Below are 22,736 nucleotides of genomic sequence, written 5' to 3'. Positions count from 1 at the left end.
GCAACGCGCGCCTCGGCATATTTGAAGGACTGCTGTTGGCCGATTGCTCCCTGTCCATAAGGGCAGTTCTTGTATCACAGAACAAGTTCTAAACCAGCTGGCGGATCCCCAGAGACAAAATCAAACCACCGCACAGTCGATCGATTGCTTTTTTCCGACCTTGATACGCGGAAGCAATCTTAGGCTGCGATAGAGCGATTGCGACCATTCCATACCAGGTCATTGAAACCACCACTACAACTGCCAGCATCGATGAAAACGTGCCTAATGAAACGTGGGAGGGGGCTGCGGCTGAAAAAACAGCGGCATAGAAGGCCATGGACTTGGGGTTGCCAATGTTGGTAATCACCCCCTGAATAAAAGACTGCCTGCAACTACCGGCGACGGCATCATTTAGCGGCCCAAGCGCATTCTTCCCCGCATTGATCAACAGTCGGAATCCGAACCACATCAGGTAGGCGGCCCCTAGGACCTTTACAGCAAGCGCAGCCCAAGGGAGCGCAGCAAATACAAACCCGAGACCTGCAATTGCACAGGTGGACCAGAACAAGTTGACCAGTACGATACCCGCTACCAAGGCCAGAGCTTCTGACCGTGTAGCAGCCACCGCTTTATGGACCACTGCGACGAAATTTGGTCCAGGGATAACGACACCGGCCAAGTAGACCAAAAAAACTGTCAAAACGGCGGAACCATCGATCATGTGCTTCCTCGCGAGTCCTGTGGACGGAACCATCCCTTAGTATTGCTGATCGCCATTGGGCGCTGAGTGCCCGGCTCATTCTCGACGATGAGTGTGCGGCTGTCGATCGACCGATTCTGGCCGTTTTCTGCCTGTTGCGACTGGCCGAAAACCCAAAGCAGACATCATGTGTCTAGCAAATCCGGAGCAATTCACTGATGTGAAAATCAAATCTGTATCAAGATTTGCCTAGTCGCCCAAATTAACGGCATTACCGTTAATCCGGACATAATAATTATCGAATTCACCGCTTTCGACGAACACAAAGCCATGGCGAGTGTAAAAACGATTTGAAGCGCTTTCCTTGAGAGCACCAACCTTGATGGGACGCCCGATCTCATCAGCCTCTCTGAAAATCTGAGTAAGAACTTCAGAACCGATTCCTGCTCCTTGAGCACTGGGTATCACATACAAGTGGTCAAGCAGAAGCTCGCTCTGATGGTCTTTGATAACGACAAAACCGACCAGAACACCTGATACTTCTATGCGGCGTGTGCTGTTAGCGTCGAACCCACCAAGAAATCGTTCGCGCGCACGATCCGGGTTAAATCGTCCAAGCCGTTCAAGGCTCTCGCGCATGGCCTCAATCCTGATGGCTACCAGATCTTCCAGGTCGTTATTGGAAGCTGCGCATAAAACGACAGCGGAGTTTTGATCAGCGGAGGCTGGCATAACAAGCACCCTAAACATGGCCGGTCAATCATTATAGAAAACAGAATCCGCATCACCACTACTGCCGCCCGTTTAACCACGCAAGGTCTTTTGGGCGGACGCTTACCGTCCAGGGCCTGGCTACAAGGTTTTAGAAAATGCGTAAGCGATGGGCTTGAAACTGGAGGCAGGCTGCAGCTTCCATTTCCCAGATGCTGACAGTTCAGTTAGAAGAGTTGCTCAACTGCTGAAGCTCAAGTTGCTTGGCAGCACTGGCTTCGAGGGTTGCACGCTCTTCATCCAGATACCGATAAATGCTTTGGAGGTTGGCGATTTTCTGTTTGATTTCTGCCATCTTCTTTTCAATTAGCTTCGCGCCGTCAGCGCAATCGATCAGCTTGTTCCGCTGCGCATCCAGAATCTCGCCTATTTCCCCCAGGGAAAACCCCATGCTTTGCGCGCGCTGGATAAAGTCCAGATCCTGCAGAGTTTGCACTGTGTAAACGCGATAGTTGTTAGTTTGCCGCAGCGGTGAGATCAGGCCGATTTGCTCGTAGTAACGCAGCGTATGGCGGCTGGCGCCGCTGCGGGCCTCGAGTTCGCCGATTTTCATGAAAACACCGCTTGACTATAGAGCTGGGTCGATAGTTTACGCTTGATTTCTCACCTTAAACAAGGAGCAGGGAAATGAGCGTGGAGTGCTTTGTCACGGGGGGTACCGGCTTCGTCGGTCAACATTTGGTGGCGTACCTGAGTGCAAAAGGTCACACCATTCGGGTGTTAATGCGTCGCCCAGAGCGACTAGCTGTACTGCGGGAGCAAGTCGATAATTTGGGAGGGTGCGCAACCCGGGTATTTGCCGTAGCTGGCGATCTGGAACGGGACAACCTCGGGCTGAGTCTTGCTGACCGAGAAGTGCTAAGGCACGCCAGAGTCATATTCCACCTAGGCGCCCACTTCGCATGGGGACTTTCAGTGGAGCATTCTCGTGCGGTGAATGTGGAAGGGGCAAAGCGCGTGGCGCTGTTGGCGGCTGAGCAAAAAAGCCGTTTAGTGATGATCGGCGGCTACATGCTGAAAAATCATGAACATCTGCAACGCATCGGAATTGATCCTCGTCATCCGGAGTTGACGAATTGGCCTGCCGTCTACCGACATGTCGGTGGTTACGAGGGAAGTAAGCTGGAGGCGCATTTTGCGACCCTGGAGGTCATGTCCGCCAAGGGCGGGGAGATTACCGTTGTCCACCCTGCGACTGTCTGTGGTCACAGCCGCACGGGGCATATCCTTGACGGTCAGCCGCTGGTGGAGCTGATACGCAACCTTGTGCAGGGAAAGTTGACTGCAGTGCCCGGTACCGCCGAGCACTGGCTGCCACTGGTCACCGTGGATTACCTGGTTGAGTTGGTGGCAGTTTGTGCTTTTGATCCTGCCATGGTGGGCCAGGAACTGCTGGCGCTTGATGACCAAACTCCAAACTTGCGAGAACTCCTGATGCAGGTGGCACAACCTTTGGGCTTAAAGTCTCCCAAGCATCACATTTCACTCCGATTGCTGAAGTTGCTACTGAGTATTCCTCCCGTCGCGTGGTTTTTGAATACAAAACCCGAAGCCTTGGACTTTATCCAGACCACTCGTTTTGATACAGCGGCGGTCGAGCAATTTGCCAACAGGCATGGAATAGCCAAACCGGATATACGTCAGTCTTTGCAGCACACTGCAACGTTCGTCAACTCATATTGCATAGCCAAGGGCTAGGCCCTCTGACTTCTCCCTTGGCGGCGACAAGAAGGCGAATAGCATCCTACTGGGCGATCCAGCTTATGCCACAATAAATACTGGGGTTGGTGGGATCTTCGTATCCTCAAACTTTGCGCCGTCGATATAGGGCGGCATTCTATCGAACGACAATTCAGCGACAGGGATCGTCATCAATGCAATCTACTTTCAGCAAAGGCGTCATATTTGCACTCTCCGCTGCGGCACTGAACGCAACGATCGGTGTACTCAGCAAAATACTCATGAGTAATGGTTTCACCGCTAGCAGTGTCGCTGTCATCAAGACCGTACTTGGTTGCGTGCTTCTCTCGATCTTATTGTTTTTCCTCAAGCGCCCGGCGGCGTCGACCAAATGGACTCAGGCGGCTATCTGCGCATTCCTTGGCATCTTTGTGCTGTTCCATTTCGAAACGTCCGCCTATCGACACTACGCTGCGGCAGGTGTGGTGGTGGTGCTGATGGCCAGTGCCTCAATTTCCTCGATCATTCTGGGGCGCATTTTCCTCAAGGATGCCATCACCGCGAACGCTACCGTTGGTGCCGCACTGGCTATCGCTGGGATCTCGGTGATCTTCGGCGGCGACCTGCAGCAGGGCTTTACCCTGCAAGGTGCTGCGCTCGCCTCCATGGCCGGCTCCGGCTATGGGGCCTTTTCGGTTGCCATGAAGCGTATGGGGGTGTCGGGGGGGCTGCACTTCACCCGACAATTGTTGTTCTTTGGCAGCCTGTACTTGCTGATGCCGGCTGCGGCCGATGGTTTCGCGATGGGCGAGCTGTCGCCGCTGGCGATCGCCGCGCTGCTGGCGCTGGCCACGCTGCCGACAATCCTGGGCTTCTTTTGCACCACCAAGGCCATCGAGTATCTCAAGCCATCCCAAGTGCAAGCGCTGGAGCTGACCGAACCACTGTTCGCCGCGCTGTTGGCGTTTGTGGCGCTCAACGAAGTACCGCGTGAAAGCCTGTACGCGGGAGCGGCACTGATCATCGTCGGCCTGTGTTTCTCCAATGAACTAATCCGCTTGGGCAGCAAAGCATCCGTCCCTTCGACCGAGTGAGCTATTTTCGGATTCTGATTACTTTAGCAATCAGTGGTTTTTAAGTGTTTTGAGCGACCGACCGCTTCTGGCCCAGAGTGTGTAAAAACGCCTTCGCGAACACTTGCTATGATTTCTGAGAATTTCATCGCAGGGATCGCCGATGAAACGCTTTAGTCACCGGATAAACAGGTCTCACTGACCGATCCAGACGCCCGCTCCATGATGACGCGCGGTACGGGAATCGTCGGCTATAACGTGCAGACGGCGGTCGATACTCAACATCATTTGATCGTTGCGCATGAGGTCACCAACGTCGGTTCCGACCGCGATCAACTCGTCTCGATGGCCAAGTAGGCCCGCGAGGCGATGGCGTCAGAAACACTATCGGTAGTGGCTGACCGAGGTTACTTCAAAAGCGAACAAATCTTGGCTTGTCACGATGCCGGCATCACTGCCTATGTGCCCAAGCCAATGACCTCGGGAGCAAAGGCTGACGGGCGTTTCAATAACGATGCGTTCATCTATGACAAGGCTGTGTAAAAACGTTTTTGATCGTAATAGGTGGCTGGATTCGACACAAAAATTGCGGTCCTACGCAAATTTCAGGTCTGCTGAGTTGCCGAGTGCCAGCAATCCTAGAGCTCCACTTTGTTGTTCGCGGACTGCGTCAAAAACTCGGTGATCAGTGACGTAACCTGCTGTTGGATTACCTCGCGCGGGCGAGCATTGTCGCCATCCCCGCAAATGATGCCATCGCCAGGAATGTCCTCTTCGAGCAATGCCACTGCACCTGGTTTGCAAATCGACAAGAAGCTGAAATGGCTGGCGTCACTTATCTCGACATAGCGGCTGGACGCTTGGGGCAGGCGTGTGGCCAGGTTAGCGGACTCCAACTGAGCAGGCAGTTCCACCGATGGTGCGCCGGCAGCGATAACTAGCACCGGCACCGGCAGTGCCGCAAGGCTCTCATCTGTCATCCCGCGCGAGAGTCCCAGGTCCAAAGAAACCACAGCGGTGACGCGTTGATCGCGCAAATCGCCGGCCAGACCAGCCTTTAATGCCGGAGTACTCTCAGGGTTGATCTTTTGATAATTGGTGCAACTGGATAACTGCGGATGGAGTTTGCAGTCACGGGCAAACAGGGCCGGGTCGAAACGAGCGCCGGCGATCTCCATTGCAGTCCAGCCGCCGAGTGAATGGCCTACTACAGCAATTTGACGCTTTGTGACCACGCCAAATTTTTCAGGTTGAGTGATGACCGCCTCAATGGCCCGATGCAGGTCAATGGGCCGCTGCCATAACTGCGCCGCCGCTTGCGGGCTTCGATCATGGGTCGTGGTGCCGGGGTGGTTGACCGCTGCGACAATGTAACCCTTATGGGCCAATGCACTCGCCAACCAGTTCTGATTGTTCCAATTGCCTCTGAATCCATGGGAGAGCACCACCAATGGGTGCTCGCCAGCAGAGGGTGGCGCGTTGCGAACCGCAGAAGCACCGACAAACACCACATCGTCGCCGATCAACTGTGGGGTGACGGTCGTTGTACTGGGATACCAGACGACCATCTCCAGCGGACGCTCATTGTGTGGGTCCGGCAGGGTGTCGGATTGGAAGCCGACAGAGTTGACGTCAGCGAGAGCGCTGGTCGTCAGACAGGTTAAAAGCAGGGCGCCGAGAGCTGTTTTCAATGGGTTGTCTTCCTTGATTTAGATAGGGGTTCAGAACCTGGAACCCACCGATAGCGTGCATCACATCTCGCAAATTATAGAAATCCTGCGCCGTGAGCAGGTGAATCTGCACCGACATTAAAGCCGATACTCCGACTGACATGCATAGTTTCCGTTATCTGCATTGACCGGTCAGCCGCCGGGCTTTCGGGGCAAGTCCGAAGGGCCGCTATTGGCCGATCCTGTTGAAAAAGTAGCTCCCCTGGCTGGCCTCCGGCAAAATCTCCGCATTGACCAGCAGGGAAGCACGCAACATGATGGGACAGTTATCGAGTGGGCAGGAGCGGCTGTTTTACTCGTTCAACCTTGAAGATCACATCCCAGCCACTCACCTTCTACGCAGCATTGATCGGTGTCTTGATCTGAGCGACCTGCGCCATTACCTCGCCGATTTCTATAGCCCGATTGGGCGTCCGTCGATTGATCCTGAACTGATGATCCGCATGCTGATCGTCGGCTACTGCTATGGCATCCGCTCCGAACGGCGGTTGTGCGAAGAGGCCCATTTGAACCTGGCGTATCGCTGGTTCTGCCGGTTGAGCCTTGAAGATGAAGTCCCCAACCACTCGACCTTTTCCAAAAATCGACACGGCCGTTTTCGGGACAGTGATCTGTTTCGCTGGTTGTTCAATGAAGTGCTGCGTCGCTGCATGGACGCCGGTCTGGTCAAGGGCGAAGTCTTTGCCGTGGACGCCAGCATTATCAAAGCGGATTCGAGTCGGCAGCGCGGCGTACCGGGTGGTGAACCGGTCAACTGGAGCGATCCGGTTCTGAGCACCCGCGCCGTGCGTGAGTACCTTGAGGCACTTGATGAAGAGGCTTTGGCCGAAACGCTGCCGAAGCGCCTGTCGCTGACGGATCCTCAAGCCCGCTGGACCGCTGCTCCAGGAGGCCCAGCTTTCTACGCTTACTCCACGAATTATCTGATCGATACCGAGCACGGCGTGATCATGGATGTGGAACCCACACCGGCTCATCGAACCGCAGAAGTCGAGAGCACCAAGACGATGATCGAACGGGTCGAAGCGCAGTTCGACATCAAGCCGGAGCGCCTCATTGGCGATACTGCTTACGGTACAGCGCCGATGCTGGCCTGGATGGTGGAGGAAAAAGACATCGAGCCGCATGTGCCGGTGTGGGACAAAACCGAGCGCAAGAACGACAGTTTTTCGAGCAACGATTTCCACTGGAATGAAGAGGCTGAGGAATACCGCTGCCCGGCCGGCAACCCATTGCGCAGCGAATGGCGAGCCTTCAAGAATGAGCGTTCACACGTCACCAAAGCCAACACCATTATCTTCCGATCCCGGCAGACCGACTGCGCTACGTGTCCGATGAAAGCCAAGTGCTGCCCGAACACAGCGTTCCGTAAGATCGCTCGCAGCGTCCATGAAGCCGCTCGCGATGTGGCTCGGCGCATTGCAGCAACGCCGGTATATCAGCGCTCTCGCCACGAACGTAAAAAGGTCGAAATGTTGTTTGCCCACCTCAAGCGCATCCTGAAATTGGATCGCCTGCGGCTACGTGGCATGAGTGGCGCGACGGATGAATTCACGCTGGCCGCTGCGGTGCAGAACCTGCGACGGCTGGCCAAATTTTCATCTCAAGGGCCACCAGTCACGGGATAGGTGCGCCTGCACCAAGCAAAAAACCTCAAATTAACCCAATAACAGAGCAGCAAAGGTCACCGAAGGGCCGAAAAACCACTCGATGTGGTGAGTAGGTTCTCCGGTGGTGGTCGTGCCTGAGTTCAGGCGATCTGAAAATTCGACTTTTTCAACAGAATCGGCCAAAAGGAGACAGTCGGACCCTTCTAGCAAATCAGGGGCAATTCGGTTTTCCTATAACCTTTTAGGATATCTAGAGCTTGTATTGTCAAGAGGTTCAATGATGAAAAAACTGCAGAAAAAATCAGACGACAATAAATCACATAAAATCATCTTCAAGTTCAGATATGTTGAAGTCTGTTAGTTTGGCATCAGAGATTTCTAAAATTACTTTTCTAGCGAAAACTTGGCAATCAGCTTGATCGTAACGAGGGTGCAGGCTGTGGATTTTTTTAAAAGCTTTTATTACATCCTTGCACATGAGCCCGCCCTTGCTACTAAAAGATTTTAGGGTGTTTACGGTATAGCCATTGCCATCGGTTTCGTAAGCTCCGATTTGGAATGTATCCTCACCATTCGTCCTGGATACTCTGATGTTCACTCCATTCACTAGTTTTATCAGAACCTCGTGATGGGTGCCATCGATAAAAGAATCTCCCCTTAGAAGAATGCCGTCCAGTTTTATTAGTTCAAAATTCTTGTAAAATTGTGGCTTAAGCCACTCTCTGTTTGTGTTGGATCTTTTTATTGTATTGGGAAGCATGAAATTCTCACTTGGCGTGGCGTGGCGTGGCGTTGAAGTGGAAGGATTAAGAGAATGCGTGAGCTATTCATTTCTTAAAGACGCAGTTACGGATTCTGTCAAGCCAGCTGCTTTGATCAGCGACCGCAATTGGCCGATTTCTGCCTGTCACGACGAGCTGGTACCAGCCAACAGCTGTCGCAGACGCGTGTCTACTAAAGTGGGAGATTCGCAGAAAAGATGGTCTGTCACTTCCTGCGATTATCCTGGGAGCGCTTGGTTCGGGACTACGCTAAAGCTATGCCGGGTCGTCGATCAATTGTGACTCACTGTTCGCGCTGCGTCCGTCCCTGGAGCGCCCAATGCCGCCCATCACCACGCGCCTGGTGGCGCTGTTTGTTCTTTGCCTGACGCTTGAAGTGCCAGCCCAGACCAACGCCTGCCCAGCGGGTGAGAAACAAGTGTGCCTGGATGGCTGCATCTGCCTGCCAGACGTGGGACAGGTGCTCGGTCCCCTGCCTGATGGCATCTACCAGATCGCGGCACCTGCCTTGGTGCTGTGGCTGACCCAAGCCCGCGCTGAAGCAACCAACGCCGGCATCCAACCCATTCCACCGCACATCCGCGAGCAACTGCTGCGCTGGTACGCCCCCAGCGTTCTCGATACCGCACGCTACAGAGTTAGCGACAACGGCCAATTCAACGCCGCCACTGCCATGCTGCAAAACCCCGATGTCGGTGCCGTGACGCTGATCGACATCATCCTCTTCCGGGACGCTCAAACCGCAGAACAGAACATCGCGCTCTGGGCTCACGAACTGAAGCATGTGCAGCAGTATCAGGAATGGGGGGTAGAAGGATTTGCCCAGCGGTATACGCAAGATTTCAATGCTGTGGAGGCGCCGGCTTATGCCATACAGGCTGAGGTCAGACGGTGGGTGCGGGAAGGGACTTACTGAAAAGCTGCCGGTCGGGATGGTTCTGAATCAGTTTCGCAAGTCACCCGCTTTGATGAAGTCGATGAGCGCTTTCAAGGCCGGTGGCAGATGGCGCCGGCTGGAGTAATAAAGAAAGAATCGGCTTGGCGGTGCTTTCCATTCCTGGAGTATTTCTCTGAGATGCCCTTTGCGGATTTCGTCGCGCGCCAGCTCCTCGTAGACATAGGCAATACCAGCGCCATCTTTCGCCGCCTGGATCATCAGCGCATCGTCTTCCAGAATGAGCGGGCCTGTGACGGACAACCGTATCGGTTGACCGTCTGCTTGATACTCCCAGGCGTAAAGCTTGCCACTGGGAAAACGCCTGGCAATGCACGAATGCTCGAGCAAGTTGCGGGGGGCTTGGGCGATCCCCTTTGCGGCCAGATAGGTATCCGAAGCAACCGTCACGAACGATTGAGGTGCGCCGACAGGGACTGCGATCATGTCACCGGCCAGGCTTTCACCAAAACGGACTCCAGCGTCAAATCCGCCGTTCACGATATCGGTCAATCCATCGTCGGTGATCAGGTCCAACTGAATACGTGGATACCGGGCCACGAAGGGCGCAAGTACTTTCGCAAACACGATACGAGCCGCCGGGCGCGCCACGTTGAGGCGAAGTTTGCCAGCGGGCACTTCCTGCATCGAGGTCAATTGCGCCAATACATCGGCAACCTGGTGCAGGGTCGGGACCAGCGTCGCCAATAGCTGCTGGCCGGCCTCGGTCGGGGTCACGCTACGAGTGGTTCGGTTCAGCAGCCTGATGCCCAGGCGTGTCTCCAACGCTCGCATCGCGTGACTCAACGCGGAAGCCGACACGCCACGCTCGTCGGCTGCCTTGCGAAAGCTGCGATGGCGAGCGACGGCGGCAAAGGCATCGAGTTCAGAGAGATCGGGGTGATTACTCATGAATGTCGTTCAGTAGTTCAAATACGATTACCTATCTTATCGTCATCAGATCTCTCCCGGATACTTCTCACATCATTTGTGGAGAGGTCGCTATGCAAAAGAATCGTCTTGGATCATCGGAATTCCTGATTTCGCCTATTGGCTTGGGGACATGGGCAATCGCCGGCGCCGGCTGGGAATACAGTTGGGGAGCGCAGGATGACAAGGACAGCCTGAGTGCACTTGAATATGCCGTCGAACGCGGCGTGAACTGGATTGACACCGCTGCGGTTTATGGCTTGGGCCATGCGGAGCAACTGGTGGGGCAATTGCTGCGTCGGGTGCCGGTCTCGCGGCGTCCTTTGGTGTTCACCAAAGGCAGCCTGGTCTGGGACCCGGTCACGAAGCAGATTTCGCACTCCCTGGTCCCCCAATCCTTGCTCGCCGAGATCGACGCAAGCTTGCGCAGGCTCCAAGTCGAGACTATCGATCTGTATCAGATCCACTGGCCTGCCTTTCCTGCCGACGCAAGCAGTGAAGGTATTGAAATGGCGCTTTCGGCTTTGGCAGCCGCGCGCGATCAAGGAAAAATTCGCGCTATCGGCGTATCGAATTTCGATGTCGCTCAACTCAAGCGGGCGCAGGCGGTGACAGAGATCGTTTCGCTCCAGCCGCCGTACTCCGCCTTGATGCGGGACATCGAGAAAGACGTCCTGCCATTCTGTGAACAGGCCGGGTTGGGTGTCCTTGCCTATTCCACACTTCAATCGGGGCTACTGTCCGGCAGCATGACGCGTGAACGCATCTCGCAATTGCCCGAAGACGATTGGCGCAAGGCCCGAAGTGCTGATTTTCAGGAGCCCCGTTTGAGTGCGAACCTGGCATTGGTTGACGTCATGGCGCGTATTGGAGAAAGGCACGGGGTGAGCGCTGCGGCGGTCGCCATCTCTTGGGTACTTCGCCAACCTGTAGTGACGGGCGCCATTGTCGGAGCCCGCCGTCCCGCACAAGTAGACGGGCTGATTGCAGCCTCGGAGCTGCGCCTTAGCGCCGCGGAAATCGACGAAATTCGACCGTTCCTACCCTCAGGCATGGGAACAAATGTCCCCGGCGCCGCCTGACTCTGTTGAACAGAGGGTGAGCGTTCGCCGGTCAATCTTGTCGTTCATGAGCTCGATCATCGGCTGGCCGAATAGCGCCCGGTCCGGGTGCTCACATCGACCCATACGGCTAACACCAGAATGCTGCCTTTGACAATCATCTGCCAGTAGCTGTCTACGTCGAGCATGGACATGCCGTTATCCAGACTGGTGATGACCAACGCGCCGAGAAGGGCGCCGTAGACTGTGCCGGAGCCACCGCGCATGGAGGTGCCGCCGATGAAGCAGGCGGCGATGGCGTCGAGTTCGCCCATGCTGCCGGCCGAGGGTGAGCCGGCGGCCAGGCGGGCAGTATTGACCACGCCGGCGAGGGCACACATCACGCCCATGATCCCGAAAATCCACAGCTTCACGGCCTGCACGTTGATACCCGACAGGCGCGTGGCTTCCATGTTGCTGCCCACTGAATAGACGCGTCTTCCGAAGACGGTCTGGCTGGTCACGTAGCTGAACACGCCCAGTAGAATCAGCAGAAGCAGCACCGGAACCGGAATCCCGTCGTAGCTGTTGAGGGTATAGACGAACCCGGCCAGTACCGCGCCGATCAACACCACGCGCAATACGTCACGCATCATCGAGTGTGCCGCCAGGCCGTGGAGAGCACGATTGCGGCGTTGTTTCCAGGTCAGCAAAAGTGTCAGCGCGAACAGCAGCACGCCCAAGCCGGTGCCTACCGCGTGCGGCAGATAACCCTGGCCAACGTAGACCAGCTCCGGCGATACCGGGGCGATGGTGGTGCCGCCGGTAATTCCCAGCAGGATGCCGCGAAAGGCCAACATGCCACCCAGCCCGACGATGAAAGAAGGGATCCGCAGGTAGGCAGTCATGTAGCCGTTAGCCAAACCGATCATCAATCCGCACAGGGCGACCAGGCTCAGGTTCGCCAATAGCGGTATGTGATAGACCACGTCGAGAATCGCCGCCAGTCCACCCAGCAGACCCAGCAATGAGCCGACCGATAAATCGATCTCGCCGCTGATGATGACCAGCACCATGCCGCAGGCGAGAATCCCGGTGATGGACATCTGCCGCAGCAGATTGGAGAGGTTGCGCGGGGTCAGAAATCCGCCCTCGGTCTGCCAACTGAAGAACAGCCAGATAATCGCCACAGCAATCACTAGCGCGAGCATTTTGTAGCGGGTGAAGAGCTGTTTGATCTGATTCATCTACACGGATTTCCGATCATTAGGGTGATGGCCAGCGGGTTGGCTGAGCGCGGCGGCGAGCACCTGTTTCTGGGTGAGTTCGTGGTTGATGAAGTCGCCGCGCAACTGGCCTTCGCCGATCACCAGGACGCGGTCGGAGACGCCGAGCACTTCGGCCAGCTCTGAGGACACCATGATGATCGACACGCCGTCGGCCGCCAGCGCCCCCATCAACTTGTAGATTTCGTACTTAGCGCCGACGTCCACACCTCGGGTAGGCTCATCGAGAATCAGTACCCGGGGTTTGGTCAAAAGCATTTTCGCCAACACGGCTTTTTGTTGATTGCCGCCAGAGAGGCTGGTGATTGGCAGGAACGGGCTCGCGGTTTTAAGGTGCATGCGCGAGATTTCGCGGTCGATGCTACCCAGTTCGGCTTCGGCGTCGATGCGGGTCAGTTTCGAGTAATTGTCCAGCACGGCCAGGGTGATGTTCTGGCCGACTCCCAGATCCGGAATGATGCCCTGGCGCTTGCGGTCCTCGGGCACCATGCCCAGGCCGGCGCGGATTGATTTGCGCGGCGTGCGCGTGTCGATCGGTTTGCCGTCCAGCCAGACCTCACCTTCGTGGCGACCGGGGTAAGCGCCGAACAGCGCCGACACCAGCTCCGTGCGTCCGGCGCCGACCAGGCCGGCGATGCCGAGGATTTCACCGCGTTTGAGGACGAACGAAATGTCGTCGACCCGTTTGCGTTTCGGGGTGTCGACGTCGTAGCAGGTGACGTGGCGCGCCTCGAAAATCACTTCGCCAATGTCGTGGGGCTCGGTGGGGTAGAGGTTGCTCATTTCCCGTCCGACCATTTGAGTGATGATCTTTGGAATGTCCATGTCCGCCATGGCGGTCGTGGCGATGTGTTGGCCGTCACGGATCACCGAAATGGTGTCGCATACGGCGGCCACTTCATCAAGCTTGTGAGAGATGTAAACGCAGGCAACGCCCTTGGACTTAAGGTCGCGGATGATATCCAGCAGCACCTCGATTTCCGAACGGGTCAGGGCCGATGAGGGCTCATCGAGGATCAGCAGACGCGCTTGCTTGTTCAGTGCCTTGGCGATTTCCACCAGTTGCTGGTAGCCACCGCCGTACTGCGAAACCGGTAGCGATACGTTCATGTCCGGCACTTTCAGTTCACGCATCAGGGCTTCGGCGCGGTGGATCATCGCCGGGTAATTCATGCGCCCGCCGGGCAGCGTCAGCTCATGGCCCATGAAAATGTTTTCGGCCACCGACAGGTCGGGAACCAGCGTCAATTCCTGATGAATGATGACGATACCGGCGGCCTCGGTTTCGCTGATCGATTGCGCCTTGAGCGGCTGGCCGTCCCAGAGGATTTCACCATCCCACGTACCGTAGGGGTAGACCGCCGACAGAATTTTCATCAGCGTGGATTTACCGGCGCCGTTCTCGCCGCACAGTCCCACGCATTCACCGGGCTTGACCCTGATGTCGATGCCATTGAGGGCTTTGACACCGCCGAAGGTTTTGACGATGCCGTTCATTTGCAGCAGGTAGTCGGACATGGCGAGGGCTCACACAAAGGGCTCACACATAAGCAACAGACGGGAGGTCAACCCTGCGGGAACGAATTGGCTCGCCCCGCAGGATTGCACTCAAGCTTGCTCTCGAGTCTGTATTGCTCGATGGATCACTGTCCGGCAATCTGCGCCTTGGTGTAGAACCCGTCCTGTTCCAGCAGGTCGATGTTGTCCTTGGTCAATGGGGTCGGGGTGAGCAAGATGGTGTCGACTTTTTTACTGCCATTGTCGTACTGCGAGCTGTAGGTGGGTTTCTCGTTACGCGCCAGTTGCACTGACAGCTTGGCGGCTTCAGAGGCGATGAGTTTCAGCGGCTTGTAGACGGTCATGGTCTGAGTGCCATTGATCACTCGCTTGACCGCTGCCAGGTCCGCGTCCTGACCCGAGATCGGCACCTTGCCGGCCAATTTCTGCGCGGCCAGTGCCTGGATGGCACCGCCGGCAGTGGCGTCGTTGGAGGCGACGATGCCATCAATCTTGTTGTCGTTGCGGGTCAGGGCATTTTCGACAATGCTCAGCGCTTCGGTGGGGTTCCATTCCTTCACCCACTGTTGGCCGACGATTTTGATATCACCCTTGTCGATGGCCGGTTGCAGCACTTTCATCTGACCTTCGCGCAGGACCTTCGCGTTGTTGTCGGTCGGCGCGCCACCAAGCAAAAAGTAGTTGCCCTTGGGCGCTGCTTGCAGCACGCCGCTGGCCTGCATCTCGCCGACCTTTTCGTTATCGAAGGAAATGTAGGCGTCGATATCGGCGTTGAGGATCAGGCGGTCATAGGACACAACCTTGATTCCGGCCTTCTTGGCTTCGGCGACGGCATTGGTCAGTACGGTGGCGTTGAATGGCACGATGACGATCACATCGACGCCACGGGAGATGAGGTTTTCGATTTGCGAAATCTGCTTTTGCTCGTTGGCATCGGCCGATTGCACGAAGACCTTGGCGTCCATTTTTTCCGCCGCCGCGACGAAGTAGTCCCGGTCACGTGACCAACGTTCCAGCCGCAGGTCATCAATGGAGAAACCGATTTTCGGGTGGGCAGAATCGGCCATGACCGAAAGTGATAGCAAAGACAGGGCGCCGGCGAGTAGCGTGCGTTTTAGTTTCTTCATGATGGTGCGTCCTTTTATTGTTGTTTGAAAGACACTGCCTGACGATGAGTATCGTGCCGGTAGAACTGTAGAGAGTCGCCAAGTGCCGCGGGCATAGATTTGTCGCGCGAATGTCACAGCGCCGCCAGCGGACTTTGTTGACCGTCAGTTGTAGATAAACCGGTTCACGACGTTTTCGAGCATCTCCTGCCTGCCGCTGACGGCCTGCGGATTCAGTTCGTTGGCGAAGGCGTGTTCGGCCAGTGATTGGAGGCTGAACTCACCCGCCAGTACCGCCAACCCCAATGGCTGCTGCCAGCCGGCATAGCGTTGATCCTTGAATTGCTGGAGTCGGTCGTTCTGCACCATGGCCGCTGCACGCTCCAGGGACAGGGCGAGGACGTCCATCGCGGCGACGTGGCCATGGAACAGATCGATCTCGTCGAGGCTTTGGCGGCGAACCTTGGAGTCGAAGTTGAACCCGCCATTCTTGAAACCACCGACTTTGAGAATTTCGTAGGTGGCCAGGGTCATCTCTTCGACGCTATTGGGAAACTGGTCAGTATCCCAGCCGTTCTGCGGATCACCACGGTTGGCGTCGATGCTGCCGAAGATCCCCAACGAGGCTGCCGTTGCGATTTCGTGATGGAAGCTATGACCCGCCAGGGTCGCATGGTTGGCCTCGATGTTGACCTTGATTTCGTTTTCCAGGCCGAACTGATGCAGAAAGCCAAAGACGGTGGCGCTGTCGTAATCGTATTGGTGCTTGGTCGGCTCCTGCGGCTTGGGTTCGATCAGCAAGTCACCTTTGAAACCGATCTTGTGCTTATGCTCGACTACCATGCGCATGAAGCGACCCAGTTGTTCGCGTTCGCGTTTCAAGTCGGTGTTGAGCAGGGTTTCGTAGCCCTCGCGACCGCCCCACAACACGTAGTTGGATCCTTTGAGGCGCTGGGTAGCGTTCAAGGCGCTGAATACCTGAGCGGCGGCACAGGCGAACACTTGCGGGTCCGGGTTGCTGGCGGCTCCTGCGGCGAAGCGCGGGTTGCTGAAGCAGTTGGCAGTTCCCCACAGCAGCTTGATCCCGCTCTGTTCCTGATGGCGCTCCAGGTGGTCGATCATCTGCGCGAAGTGGTTGCGGTAATCCTTTAGCGAACTGCCTTCCGGGGCGACATCCGTATCGTGGAAGCAGTAGTAGTCGATACCAAGTTTGGAGAAGAACTCGAATGCAGCATCCGCCTTGCCGATCGCCATCTCCATCGGATCTGCAGCTTGCTGCCACGGGCGCTTGAAGGTACCTGCACCGAACACATCGGAGCCCGGCCAGACGAAGGTGTGCCAATAGCAGACAGCCATGCGCAGGTGCTCGCGCATCGGTTTGCCGAGGATAAGCTTGTTGGCATCGTAGTGGCGGAAGGCGAGGGGAGAGTCGCTGGCGGGGCCTTCGTAGAGAATCTTGTCGACATCGGGAAAGTACGGCATTGGCAATGTCCTTGTTGTTCTTGGCGGTGTCTCGATACTAGCAACGGCCTTGTGGCTGCTGATTATGAAAGTCACCAACACAGGGTGCGATTTTGAGTATTGAGATTCGTCGTATGCACGCCTAGTCTGTGCCGACCGCCTCGGTGTTGACCGGCCCAGGACAAGAACAATGAAAACCGTACCGCCCGTTCACCGCATCGCACTGCTGTTCAATGGCAGCAAGATCTACGACCGCGGCATCATCAGTGGCATCGGCAACTACCTGAGCAGCACCCGCGCATCCTGGGACTTGTTTCTTGAGGAGGATTTCCTCTGCCGGTTGAAAGGGATCGAGCGCTGGCAGGGTGACGGGATCATTGCCGACTTCGACGACCCGTTGATTGGCGAGGCGCTGTACGCAATCAAGTTGCCCGTGGTGGCGGTGGGCGGTTCTTATCAGGATGTGCGAGCCTATCCGAAAGGTATTCCGTACGTCGCCACCGACAATACCGCGCTGATGACGCTGGCGTATGAGCACCTGATCGAAGCCGGGCTGACGCGTTTTGCCTGCTTCAGCCTGCCTGAAGCACAAGCCAATCGTTGGGCTCAGGAACGGGAAAAAGCCTTTCGCCAGCTGATGCAACGCGATGGCCTGCACGCGGAGGTCTATCGCGGCATGGGCACCAGCGCGCCGCTCTGGGACAGCGCCGTCGAACAGCAGATCGCCTGGCTGCAGAGCCTGCCCAAACCCATCGGCATCATCGCCGTCAGTGACGCGCGCGCCCGACAGCTACTGCAAGCCTGCCTGACCGCGGGGATCGCCGTGCCGGAGCAGGTGGCGTTGATCGGCATCGACAACGATCCGCTGACCCGCAGCCTGACCCGGGTGCCACTGAGCTCGGTCATCCAGGGCACCGAAACCATGGGGCGAACCGCCGCGCATCTGCTCCATCAGATGCTGCACGGCATGCCGTCCACGGGCACGCAAATACTGATACCCCCTGATTCGATCAACGTGCAGGTATCAAGTCTGCATCAACCATTAGGTGACCCCTACGTCATGCAGGCGCTGCTGTTCATTCGTCAATATGCCTGCCAGGGCATCAAGACGGCGCAGGTGGCGGCTTATGTCGGCGTGTCGCGCTCATCGCTGGAGTCGCACTTTCGCAAAGTGCGAGGCTGCAGCGTGCATGACGAGATCCTGCGCTTCAAACTGGCGGCAGCGACCAGCGGGCTGGAGAACAGCGATTCAGCGATTGCAGACATCGCGCACAACTGCGGCTTCAAATCTGCGCAGTATCTGCACACAGTGTTCCGTCGCGAGTTTGGCTGTACGCCCCGTGAATACCAGCAGGGCGCCAGCGTTGCGATGCAGTGATCGTTGGGGTGAGTCATCGCCCTGGTCGCATAAATTTGAAATGTACGGCGTTGCTCTACAGAATCTCCCCCCGATCCGGCCAAAGGTGCCGGACACTCGTGGTGAAAAGGAACTGCAGTTGAACGAACAGACATTGTCCATGCGCCTGGAACGCGTGGCAGCGCATGTGCCAGCAGGTGCGCGCCTGGCCGATATCGGCTCGGATCACGGCTACCTGCCGGTGGCGTTGATGCGCCGTGGTGCCATCGCGACGGCGGTGGCCGGCGAGGTGGCATTGACGCCGTTCTGCTCGGCCGAACGCACCGTGCGTGAGAACGGCCTGGACCAGCGGATCACCGTGCGCCTGGCCAATGGCCTGGCGGCGATCGAGCCGGGTGACGGGATCACGGCGATCAGCATCTGCGGCATGGGCGGCGAGACGATCCGCGACATCCTCGACAGCGGCAAGGCACGCCTGAACGGCCAGGAGCGCCTGATCCTGCAGCCCAACGGCGGCGAGCAGCCACTGCGCCAATGGCTGATGGAAAATGGCTACCGCATCCTCTGCGAGGACGTGCTGCGGGAAAATCGCTTCTACTACGAGATCATCGTCGCCGAGCGCGACGGGCCGGTGATGTACACCGCCGAGGAGCTGTACTTCGGCCCGCTGCAGATGCAGGCACGCAGCCCGGCGTTCCTGTCCAAGTGGCAGCGCATGTTGCGCCAGAAGCAGAAGACGCTGACCAACTTCGCCCAGGCGCGACAGGCCGTGCCCGAGGAGAAGGTGCAAGACATCGCCCGGCAGGCCCGGTGGATCAGCGAACTGCTGGCTTGAACTCACGGTGTGCTTGCGATCAAATGGCTGGACGAAGGATTTCCTGTTGACCACAACCTATCCGAGCTGTTGCTTCAATGCTCATCTCGGAAAGTGCTTTCGCAGTCCATTCGACACAAAGCTTTCAGTCTTGCTTGACGCTGGCAAAAAACTGAATAAGCAAGCCTGACACCTCGTTAAGCAACCGGCTGCAAGCCACTGTCCGGCTAGTACCAAATGGTAAGTAAAACCGGAGGGCTGCATGACAGAATCCGCATATAACCCCAGCATGAGCATTCAGGTCGCGTACTTAAAAGAGGCGTTAGAGCTCCATGTCCTTGAAGTTCCTGACATCGTTCGCTGGGCGGATGAAGAGATAAATGGCCAAGCTAGTCCTCCTTATGAGCTGATAGAGCTTGCTCTGATGGGTAAATCAAACCGGTTCGACACGGCAAGCCAATTACTGCGAGTCGTAACACCGTCCATGAGCAGTGCAGAGATACTGCCCTACGTATTAGCTGCAGCACATAAAAAACTTCTCGATGCCCCTGACTTCGGAAAGGTTTTAGCCGAGGGAATGTATCGGTCTTGGATTAAGGCGAACTGTAATTTTCCCGACGCTCTTAGCCCGTGCGGATACTTCGACGACGCCTACAGTCTGGCTGAAAGCGGGACATTTGGAACAATCGACCAGATCAACCGAGAGCTGCTTGAGTTTACAGCCGGGTTCCTGAGTTGGATTTGGCCCGCAAGGGTGGCTGTGCGATAGGCTGTTAGTTTTTTTCGCTTGCAGGATTGTGAACGTGCGCTTCTGGCCGTTTGCTGCCCGCTACGACGCAGCTATCGGGCCAAGATCCAAAATGCTGTCAGCACAACGACTTCTGGTAATAGAGCCGGGTATGTCCCGGTGGATAGTCTCCCAGGCGTCCGAATTCGGAATAGCCAAGTTTTTGATAAAAGCCGGGTGCCTGAAAGCTGAAGGTTTCCAGCCAGATACCAGTGCAGTTCTTTTTCTGCGCGACCTCTTCGGCCATGCGCATTAGTCGCTCTCCGATACCTTGGCCACGCATCGACTCGGGAACGCTGACAAGATCGATGAGCAGCCATCGATATGAGACCTTGCCGTACAGCCCGCCAATAACTTCATTACTGTCAGGGTCTCGTAGCAACAGAGCAAATGTTTCATGGGCGTCGTCCCCACCGTTGGCCAGATTATGGGCCAGCAAAGGGGTCAAAATTCCTAACCGCTCTGCTTCAGTCGCGTTTTCCGAAAGCTGGATCTCTACAGACATGACGCTCTCCCTGAGCTATGAGTAACTGGGTCCATCTCGGTTCCTGGTGGAACCACATTCAGCGCATCCAAGCACGAAGAGCTTCGAACTCGATTGGGTTCGGATGGCGTAGTCGGGCGGTTAGCGATTCCTCTTCTTCTTGAGAGATGAAGGCTTTGACAATTTTCGAGATGCCTCGAGGGCCAGCCTGGTAATTCATGGCGACACACTGTCGACTAAACAGGGCTTCAAGAAGCGCATAGTCTGCGGGTAGTAAAGCCGTTTTGATCAATGCCACTTCACTTTTCAGTGCGACACTGAAGTCTATTTGAGGCGGTAGCCAAGATAAGTCTGTAGCGACGCGCACGTATTCCCTTGTCACGAACGACGAGATATCGGCATGGGCAAGTGGAGATGGCTGAGCAAAATGAAGTACCTGAGCAATCCCCGAAGTCCCGTTTTCCAATCGAACCAGGCAGTAAGGCTCACCGCCGCCTGTAGCCGCAAAGGGAAGAAAGGTTAGACCTTGCTGGTCATCAGGGTTAAGCCACTCATTGATTTCTCGTTCTGCTTCTTCGGCATCGAGCCAGTGAAAATCTTCAAGGCTACTCAGTGCAGCCTTTGATGGGGGGGTATGTGCTATTCCCATGAGTGCTGCGAGGCGTTCTGGAAATTCAATGTCAATTCTGTGTGCAAGATTTTGAAAGGCTTCGACGACTGCAACAGCTTGTCCATAATTCAAAGTAGAAGAATCTCCATATCTGATAGCAGCGCAATCGAAGTCTCGGAATCTAAATCAACGCCCTCGATTTCCAGGCTTGATCTGCAGTTCATGTGAACCGCTATTGTCGGTTCGCTCGCGGGATCCTACAAAGCTACAACTAGAGGCGCAAGCATCCTAAATCCAATGACCGCTTTTGGCCGTTTTCTGCCTGTGGCGACCGGCTGAAAACGACCCATCTGCCGGTGGCGATAGATAGTCAAAAACGGCCAAGTGCGGACTGACACACGGATTCCGTCCATTTGCGCGAACCAATGGGCACTCCGTAACAACCGCTGAACCTAACGACTTTCGTAGAGAGGTTGCCGATGCAGGACACACCAACCATGTACGGTACCCACACGCTATGGAGAACCAAGGTATCGCTAATCTATCGCAGGACGAAGAACCTGAGAGTAGTGCAACTCCTGCTTGGCCGTACGAAGCTTGAATGTACCGGCAGATACCTGGGGATCGAGGTCGATGACGCCCTGGAAATGGCAGAACAGACGGACGTCTGACCACCCACTGCAACGGTCGAGGCTAGACCGTCGCAGTCTCTTGCCAGGCTCGAGGTCGGCCAATGCCATATGACCAGAAGGAAGGATTTGTTCAAGCATTGCTTGGCGAGGCATCAATCGCTGCAGATCTTTCATCGTGACGCTCCAGCTTTCCAGGCGTCTATAACTTTGTAGCCAAGGTTGGCTCTCATCCTGGAAGAGGGAGAACTTTTATGATCATTAAACCGCGCGTTCGCGGCTTTGTCTGTGTGACTACCCACCCCACTGGCTGCGAAGCCAACGTCAGGAATCAGATCGATTACGTTACTACGAAAGGATTGATCACCGGAGGGCCAAAGAGCGTACTCGTGATCGGTGCATCGACCGGATACGGACTTGCTGCGCGGATAACGGCAGCTTTTGGTTGTGGCGCCAGCACTCTCGGTGTGTTTTTCGAACGTGAAGGCGATGAGGGCAAGCTCGGCACCGCCGGCTGGTACAACACAGCGGCCTTTCACACGTTTGCCGAGTCCGACGGCCTCTACGCCAAGAGCATCAACGGCGATGCTTTTTCCGATGAGATCAAACAGAAGACTATCGACGTTATCAAGCGCGACCTCGGGAAGGTCGACCTGGTTGTTTACAGTCTTGCCGCACCGCGCCGGACACACCCCAAGACGGGTGAAGTATTCAGTTCTACCCTCAAGCCGCTCGACAAGGCCGTGACCCTGCGGGGTCTGGATACTGATAAGGAAGTGGTCAAGGACACCACGCTACAACCCGCGACCCAACACGAAATCGATGGCACGGTGGCCGTGATGGGGGGCGAAGACTGGCAGATGTGGATCGATGCCCTGCACGAAGCAGGTGTTCTGGCTGAAGGGGCGAAAACGACCGCGTTCACTTACCTGGGCGAAAAGCTGACTCATGACATCTATTGGAATGGCTCCATTGGTGCGGCCAAGAAGGACCTGGATCAGAAAGTCCTTGGTATCCGTGAACGGTTGGCTGTTCTGGGGGGCGATGCGCGGGTCTCGGTATTGAAAGCGGTGGTTACCCAGGCAAGTTCAGCTATCCCGATCATGCCGCTGTATCTGTCATTGTTGTTTAAAGTCATGAAGGCGCAAGGCACACACGAGGGGTGTATCGAGCAGGTCTATGCGCTCTACAAAGACAGCTTGTACGGCCATTCTCCAGTGATGGATGAAGAGGGCCGCCTGCGTGCGGACTACAAGGAGCTGGCTCCCGAAGTCCAGGACCGCGTCAAGCAACTCTGGGATCAGGTCAGCAGCGATAACCTCTATGAATTAACTGACTTTGCCGGTTACAAAGCGGAGTTTCTGCGTCTCTTCGGTTTCGGGATCGAAGGGGTTGACTACGAGGCTGAGGTAGATCCGGACGTCAAGATTTCCAACCTGTTCCAGGCTTAGG

Annotated in this window: 21 protein-coding genes and 2 pseudogenes; 11 read left to right on the top strand and 12 right to left on the bottom strand. The window is 56.1% G+C overall.

The annotated features are described in order from the left end of the window. Positions 1–88: 88 nt before the first annotated feature. The 3 genes from KGB18_RS13275 to KGB18_RS13265 all read right to left on the bottom strand — a co-directional run bounded on the left by KGB18_RS13275 (position 89) and on the right by KGB18_RS13265 (position 2,006). Positions 89–703, bottom strand: a complete 615-nt coding sequence (locus tag KGB18_RS13275; protein ID WP_123722084.1) for a LysE family translocator — start codon at positions 701–703, stop codon at positions 89–91. Between the two features lie 228 nt (positions 704–931). Next, positions 932–1,414: a GNAT family N-acetyltransferase gene (locus KGB18_RS13270; protein ID WP_123722447.1), complete on the bottom strand. Its 483-nt coding sequence runs from the start codon at positions 1,412–1,414 to the stop codon at positions 932–934. A 202-nt stretch (positions 1,415–1,616) separates the two neighbouring features. Beyond that, positions 1,617–2,006, bottom strand: a complete 390-nt coding sequence (locus KGB18_RS13265) for a MerR family transcriptional regulator (RefSeq protein WP_056725146.1) — start codon at positions 2,004–2,006, stop codon at positions 1,617–1,619. A 74-nt stretch (positions 2,007–2,080) separates the two neighbouring features. Here KGB18_RS13265 and KGB18_RS13260 point away from each other — a divergent pair, with 74 nt between their 5' ends. The 3 genes and pseudogenes from KGB18_RS13260 to KGB18_RS13250 all read left to right on the top strand — a co-directional run. Next, a complete protein-coding gene (locus tag KGB18_RS13260; RefSeq protein ID WP_201060893.1) occupies positions 2,081–3,151 on the top strand; it encodes an SDR family oxidoreductase in 1,071 nt (356 codons plus the stop codon). Between the two features lie 176 nt (positions 3,152–3,327). Continuing rightward, entirely contained in the window at positions 3,328–4,227 is a 900-nt protein-coding gene (locus tag KGB18_RS13255) for a DMT family transporter (protein WP_008075485.1), read from the top strand. A gap of 156 nt (positions 4,228–4,383) precedes the next feature. Then, positions 4,384–4,737, top strand: a pseudogene (locus tag KGB18_RS13250) (transposase); the annotation flags it as partial. A 107-nt stretch (positions 4,738–4,844) separates the two neighbouring features. Here the strand turns inward: KGB18_RS13250 and KGB18_RS13245 are convergent. Beyond that, positions 4,845–5,897: an alpha/beta hydrolase family protein gene (locus tag KGB18_RS13245; protein ID WP_223570087.1), complete on the bottom strand. Its 1,053-nt coding sequence runs from the start codon at positions 5,895–5,897 to the stop codon at positions 4,845–4,847. 293 nt (positions 5,898–6,190) lie between these two features. Between KGB18_RS13245 and KGB18_RS13240 the strand changes: the two genes are divergently transcribed. After that, positions 6,191–7,564, top strand: coding sequence for a transposase (locus tag KGB18_RS13240; protein ID WP_223570086.1), 1,374 nt, complete (start codon positions 6,191–6,193; stop codon positions 7,562–7,564). Positions 7,565–7,862: 298 nt separating this feature from the next. Here the strand turns inward: KGB18_RS13240 and KGB18_RS13235 are convergent, their stop codons facing one another. Then, a complete protein-coding gene (locus KGB18_RS13235) occupies positions 7,863–8,306 on the bottom strand; it encodes a hypothetical protein (protein ID WP_223570085.1) in 444 nt (147 codons plus the stop codon). Between the two features lie 341 nt (positions 8,307–8,647). Here KGB18_RS13235 and KGB18_RS13230 point away from each other — a divergent pair, with 341 nt between their 5' ends. Beyond that, the gene (locus tag KGB18_RS13230; RefSeq protein WP_223570084.1) at positions 8,648–9,244 is read left to right on the top strand and encodes a DUF4157 domain-containing protein; all 597 of its coding nucleotides are present in this window, start codon (positions 8,648–8,650) and stop codon (positions 9,242–9,244) included. 27 nt (positions 9,245–9,271) lie between these two features. Here the strand turns inward: KGB18_RS13230 and KGB18_RS13225 are convergent, their stop codons facing one another. Next, positions 9,272–10,174, bottom strand: coding sequence for a LysR family transcriptional regulator (locus KGB18_RS13225; RefSeq protein ID WP_123722088.1), 903 nt, complete (start codon positions 10,172–10,174; stop codon positions 9,272–9,274). Between the two features lie 92 nt (positions 10,175–10,266). On the opposite strand from KGB18_RS13225, the gene KGB18_RS13220 reads away from it, so the two are divergent. Further along, entirely contained in the window at positions 10,267–11,274 is a 1,008-nt protein-coding gene (locus KGB18_RS13220; RefSeq protein ID WP_223570083.1) for an aldo/keto reductase, read from the top strand. 56 nt (positions 11,275–11,330) lie between these two features. Here KGB18_RS13220 and KGB18_RS13215 read toward each other — a convergent pair whose 3' ends face one another. The 4 genes from KGB18_RS13215 to xylA form a co-directional block, all read right to left on the bottom strand. Next, complete coding sequence (locus KGB18_RS13215) at positions 11,331–12,479, bottom strand: sugar ABC transporter permease (protein WP_201060888.1); 1,149 nt, start codon at positions 12,477–12,479, stop codon at positions 11,331–11,333. Beyond that, positions 12,480–14,036 (bottom strand): D-xylose ABC transporter ATP-binding protein, encoded by a 1,557-nt coding sequence (gene xylG / locus KGB18_RS13210; RefSeq protein WP_223570082.1) that lies wholly within the window; start codon positions 14,034–14,036, stop codon positions 12,480–12,482. It abuts the gene before it with no gap. 125 nt (positions 14,037–14,161) lie between these two features. After that, positions 14,162–15,163 (bottom strand): D-xylose ABC transporter substrate-binding protein, encoded by a 1,002-nt coding sequence (gene xylF, locus KGB18_RS13205; protein ID WP_123722092.1) that lies wholly within the window; start codon positions 15,161–15,163, stop codon positions 14,162–14,164. 144 nt (positions 15,164–15,307) lie between these two features. After that, a complete protein-coding gene (gene xylA / locus KGB18_RS13200; RefSeq protein ID WP_123722093.1) occupies positions 15,308–16,624 on the bottom strand; it encodes a xylose isomerase in 1,317 nt (438 codons plus the stop codon). 169 nt (positions 16,625–16,793) lie between these two features. On the opposite strand from xylA, the gene KGB18_RS13195 reads away from it, so the two are divergent. The 3 genes from KGB18_RS13195 to KGB18_RS13185 all read left to right on the top strand — a co-directional run bounded on the left by KGB18_RS13195 (position 16,794) and on the right by KGB18_RS13185 (position 19,543). Then, on the top strand, positions 16,794–17,981 hold the full coding sequence (locus KGB18_RS13195; RefSeq protein WP_223570081.1) for a XylR family transcriptional regulator: 1,188 nt from the start codon (positions 16,794–16,796) through the stop codon (positions 17,979–17,981). A 118-nt stretch (positions 17,982–18,099) separates the two neighbouring features. Then, positions 18,100–18,795, top strand: a complete 696-nt coding sequence (locus tag KGB18_RS13190; RefSeq protein WP_315972427.1) for a tRNA (adenine(22)-N(1))-methyltransferase — start codon at positions 18,100–18,102, stop codon at positions 18,793–18,795. Positions 18,796–19,036: 241 nt separating this feature from the next. Next, the gene (locus KGB18_RS13185; protein ID WP_123722096.1) at positions 19,037–19,543 is read left to right on the top strand and encodes a hypothetical protein; all 507 of its coding nucleotides are present in this window, start codon (positions 19,037–19,039) and stop codon (positions 19,541–19,543) included. Between the two features lie 97 nt (positions 19,544–19,640). Here KGB18_RS13185 and KGB18_RS13180 read toward each other — a convergent pair whose 3' ends face one another. Beyond that, positions 19,641–20,066, bottom strand: coding sequence for a GNAT family N-acetyltransferase (locus KGB18_RS13180; protein ID WP_223570080.1), 426 nt, complete (start codon positions 20,064–20,066; stop codon positions 19,641–19,643). Positions 20,067–20,124: 58 nt separating this feature from the next. Next, the gene (locus KGB18_RS13175) at positions 20,125–20,787 is read right to left on the bottom strand and encodes an SMI1/KNR4 family protein (RefSeq protein WP_223570079.1); all 663 of its coding nucleotides are present in this window, start codon (positions 20,785–20,787) and stop codon (positions 20,125–20,127) included. 359 nt (positions 20,788–21,146) lie between these two features. On the opposite strand from KGB18_RS13175, the pseudogene KGB18_RS13170 reads away from it, so the two are divergent. Together KGB18_RS13170 and fabV are read left to right on the top strand one after the other, a co-directional pair. Beyond that, positions 21,147–21,326 (top strand): annotated as a pseudogene (locus KGB18_RS13170) (integrase); the annotation flags it as partial. Positions 21,327–21,538: 212 nt separating this feature from the next. After that, on the top strand, positions 21,539–22,735 hold the full coding sequence (fabV, locus tag KGB18_RS13165; protein ID WP_223570078.1) for an enoyl-ACP reductase FabV: 1,197 nt from the start codon (positions 21,539–21,541) through the stop codon (positions 22,733–22,735). Position 22,736 lies beyond the last annotated feature (1 nt).

The sequence above is a fragment of the Pseudomonas sp. BF-R-26 genome (assembly GCF_019947395.1).
Taxonomy (GTDB): Bacteria; Pseudomonadota; Gammaproteobacteria; order Pseudomonadales; family Pseudomonadaceae; genus Aquipseudomonas; species Aquipseudomonas farris.
The sequence above is the reverse complement of the archived record's forward strand: the minus strand, read 5'-3'. Positions and strand labels throughout refer to the sequence as shown.

Excerpts from the sequence above, each read along its gene's own strand:
- KGB18_RS13220 (WP_223570083.1), top strand. The coding sequence starts at position 10,267 with ATGCAAAAGAATCGTCTTGGATCATCGGAATTCCTGATTTCGCCTATT.
- KGB18_RS13270 (WP_123722447.1), bottom strand. The coding sequence starts at position 1,414 with ATGCCAGCCTCCGCTGATCAAAACTCCGCTGTCGTTTTATGCGCAGCT.
- KGB18_RS13225 (WP_123722088.1), bottom strand. The coding sequence starts at position 10,174 with ATGAGTAATCACCCCGATCTCTCTGAACTCGATGCCTTTGCCGCCGTC.
- KGB18_RS13180 (WP_223570080.1), bottom strand. The coding sequence starts at position 20,066 with ATGTCTGTAGAGATCCAGCTTTCGGAAAACGCGACTGAAGCAGAGCGG.
- KGB18_RS13240 (WP_223570086.1), top strand. The coding sequence starts at position 6,191 with ATGATGGGACAGTTATCGAGTGGGCAGGAGCGGCTGTTTTACTCGTTC.
- KGB18_RS13215 (WP_201060888.1), bottom strand. The coding sequence starts at position 12,479 with ATGAATCAGATCAAACAGCTCTTCACCCGCTACAAAATGCTCGCGCTA.
- KGB18_RS13195 (WP_223570081.1), top strand. The coding sequence starts at position 16,794 with ATGAAAACCGTACCGCCCGTTCACCGCATCGCACTGCTGTTCAATGGC.
- KGB18_RS13275 (WP_123722084.1), bottom strand. The coding sequence starts at position 703 with ATGATCGATGGTTCCGCCGTTTTGACAGTTTTTTTGGTCTACTTGGCC.
- KGB18_RS13255 (WP_008075485.1), top strand. The coding sequence starts at position 3,328 with ATGCAATCTACTTTCAGCAAAGGCGTCATATTTGCACTCTCCGCTGCG.
- xylF (WP_123722092.1), bottom strand. The coding sequence starts at position 15,163 with ATGAAGAAACTAAAACGCACGCTACTCGCCGGCGCCCTGTCTTTGCTA.
- KGB18_RS13265 (WP_056725146.1), bottom strand. The coding sequence starts at position 2,006 with ATGAAAATCGGCGAACTCGAGGCCCGCAGCGGCGCCAGCCGCCATACG.
- xylG (WP_223570082.1), bottom strand. The coding sequence starts at position 14,036 with ATGTCCGACTACCTGCTGCAAATGAACGGCATCGTCAAAACCTTCGGC.
- KGB18_RS13260 (WP_201060893.1), top strand. The coding sequence starts at position 2,081 with ATGAGCGTGGAGTGCTTTGTCACGGGGGGTACCGGCTTCGTCGGTCAA.
- KGB18_RS13230 (WP_223570084.1), top strand. The coding sequence starts at position 8,648 with ATGCCGCCCATCACCACGCGCCTGGTGGCGCTGTTTGTTCTTTGCCTG.
- KGB18_RS13235 (WP_223570085.1), bottom strand. The coding sequence starts at position 8,306 with ATGCTTCCCAATACAATAAAAAGATCCAACACAAACAGAGAGTGGCTT.
- KGB18_RS13185 (WP_123722096.1), top strand. The coding sequence starts at position 19,037 with ATGACAGAATCCGCATATAACCCCAGCATGAGCATTCAGGTCGCGTAC.
- xylA (WP_123722093.1), bottom strand. The coding sequence starts at position 16,624 with ATGCCGTACTTTCCCGATGTCGACAAGATTCTCTACGAAGGCCCCGCC.
- fabV (WP_223570078.1), top strand. The coding sequence starts at position 21,539 with ATGATCATTAAACCGCGCGTTCGCGGCTTTGTCTGTGTGACTACCCAC.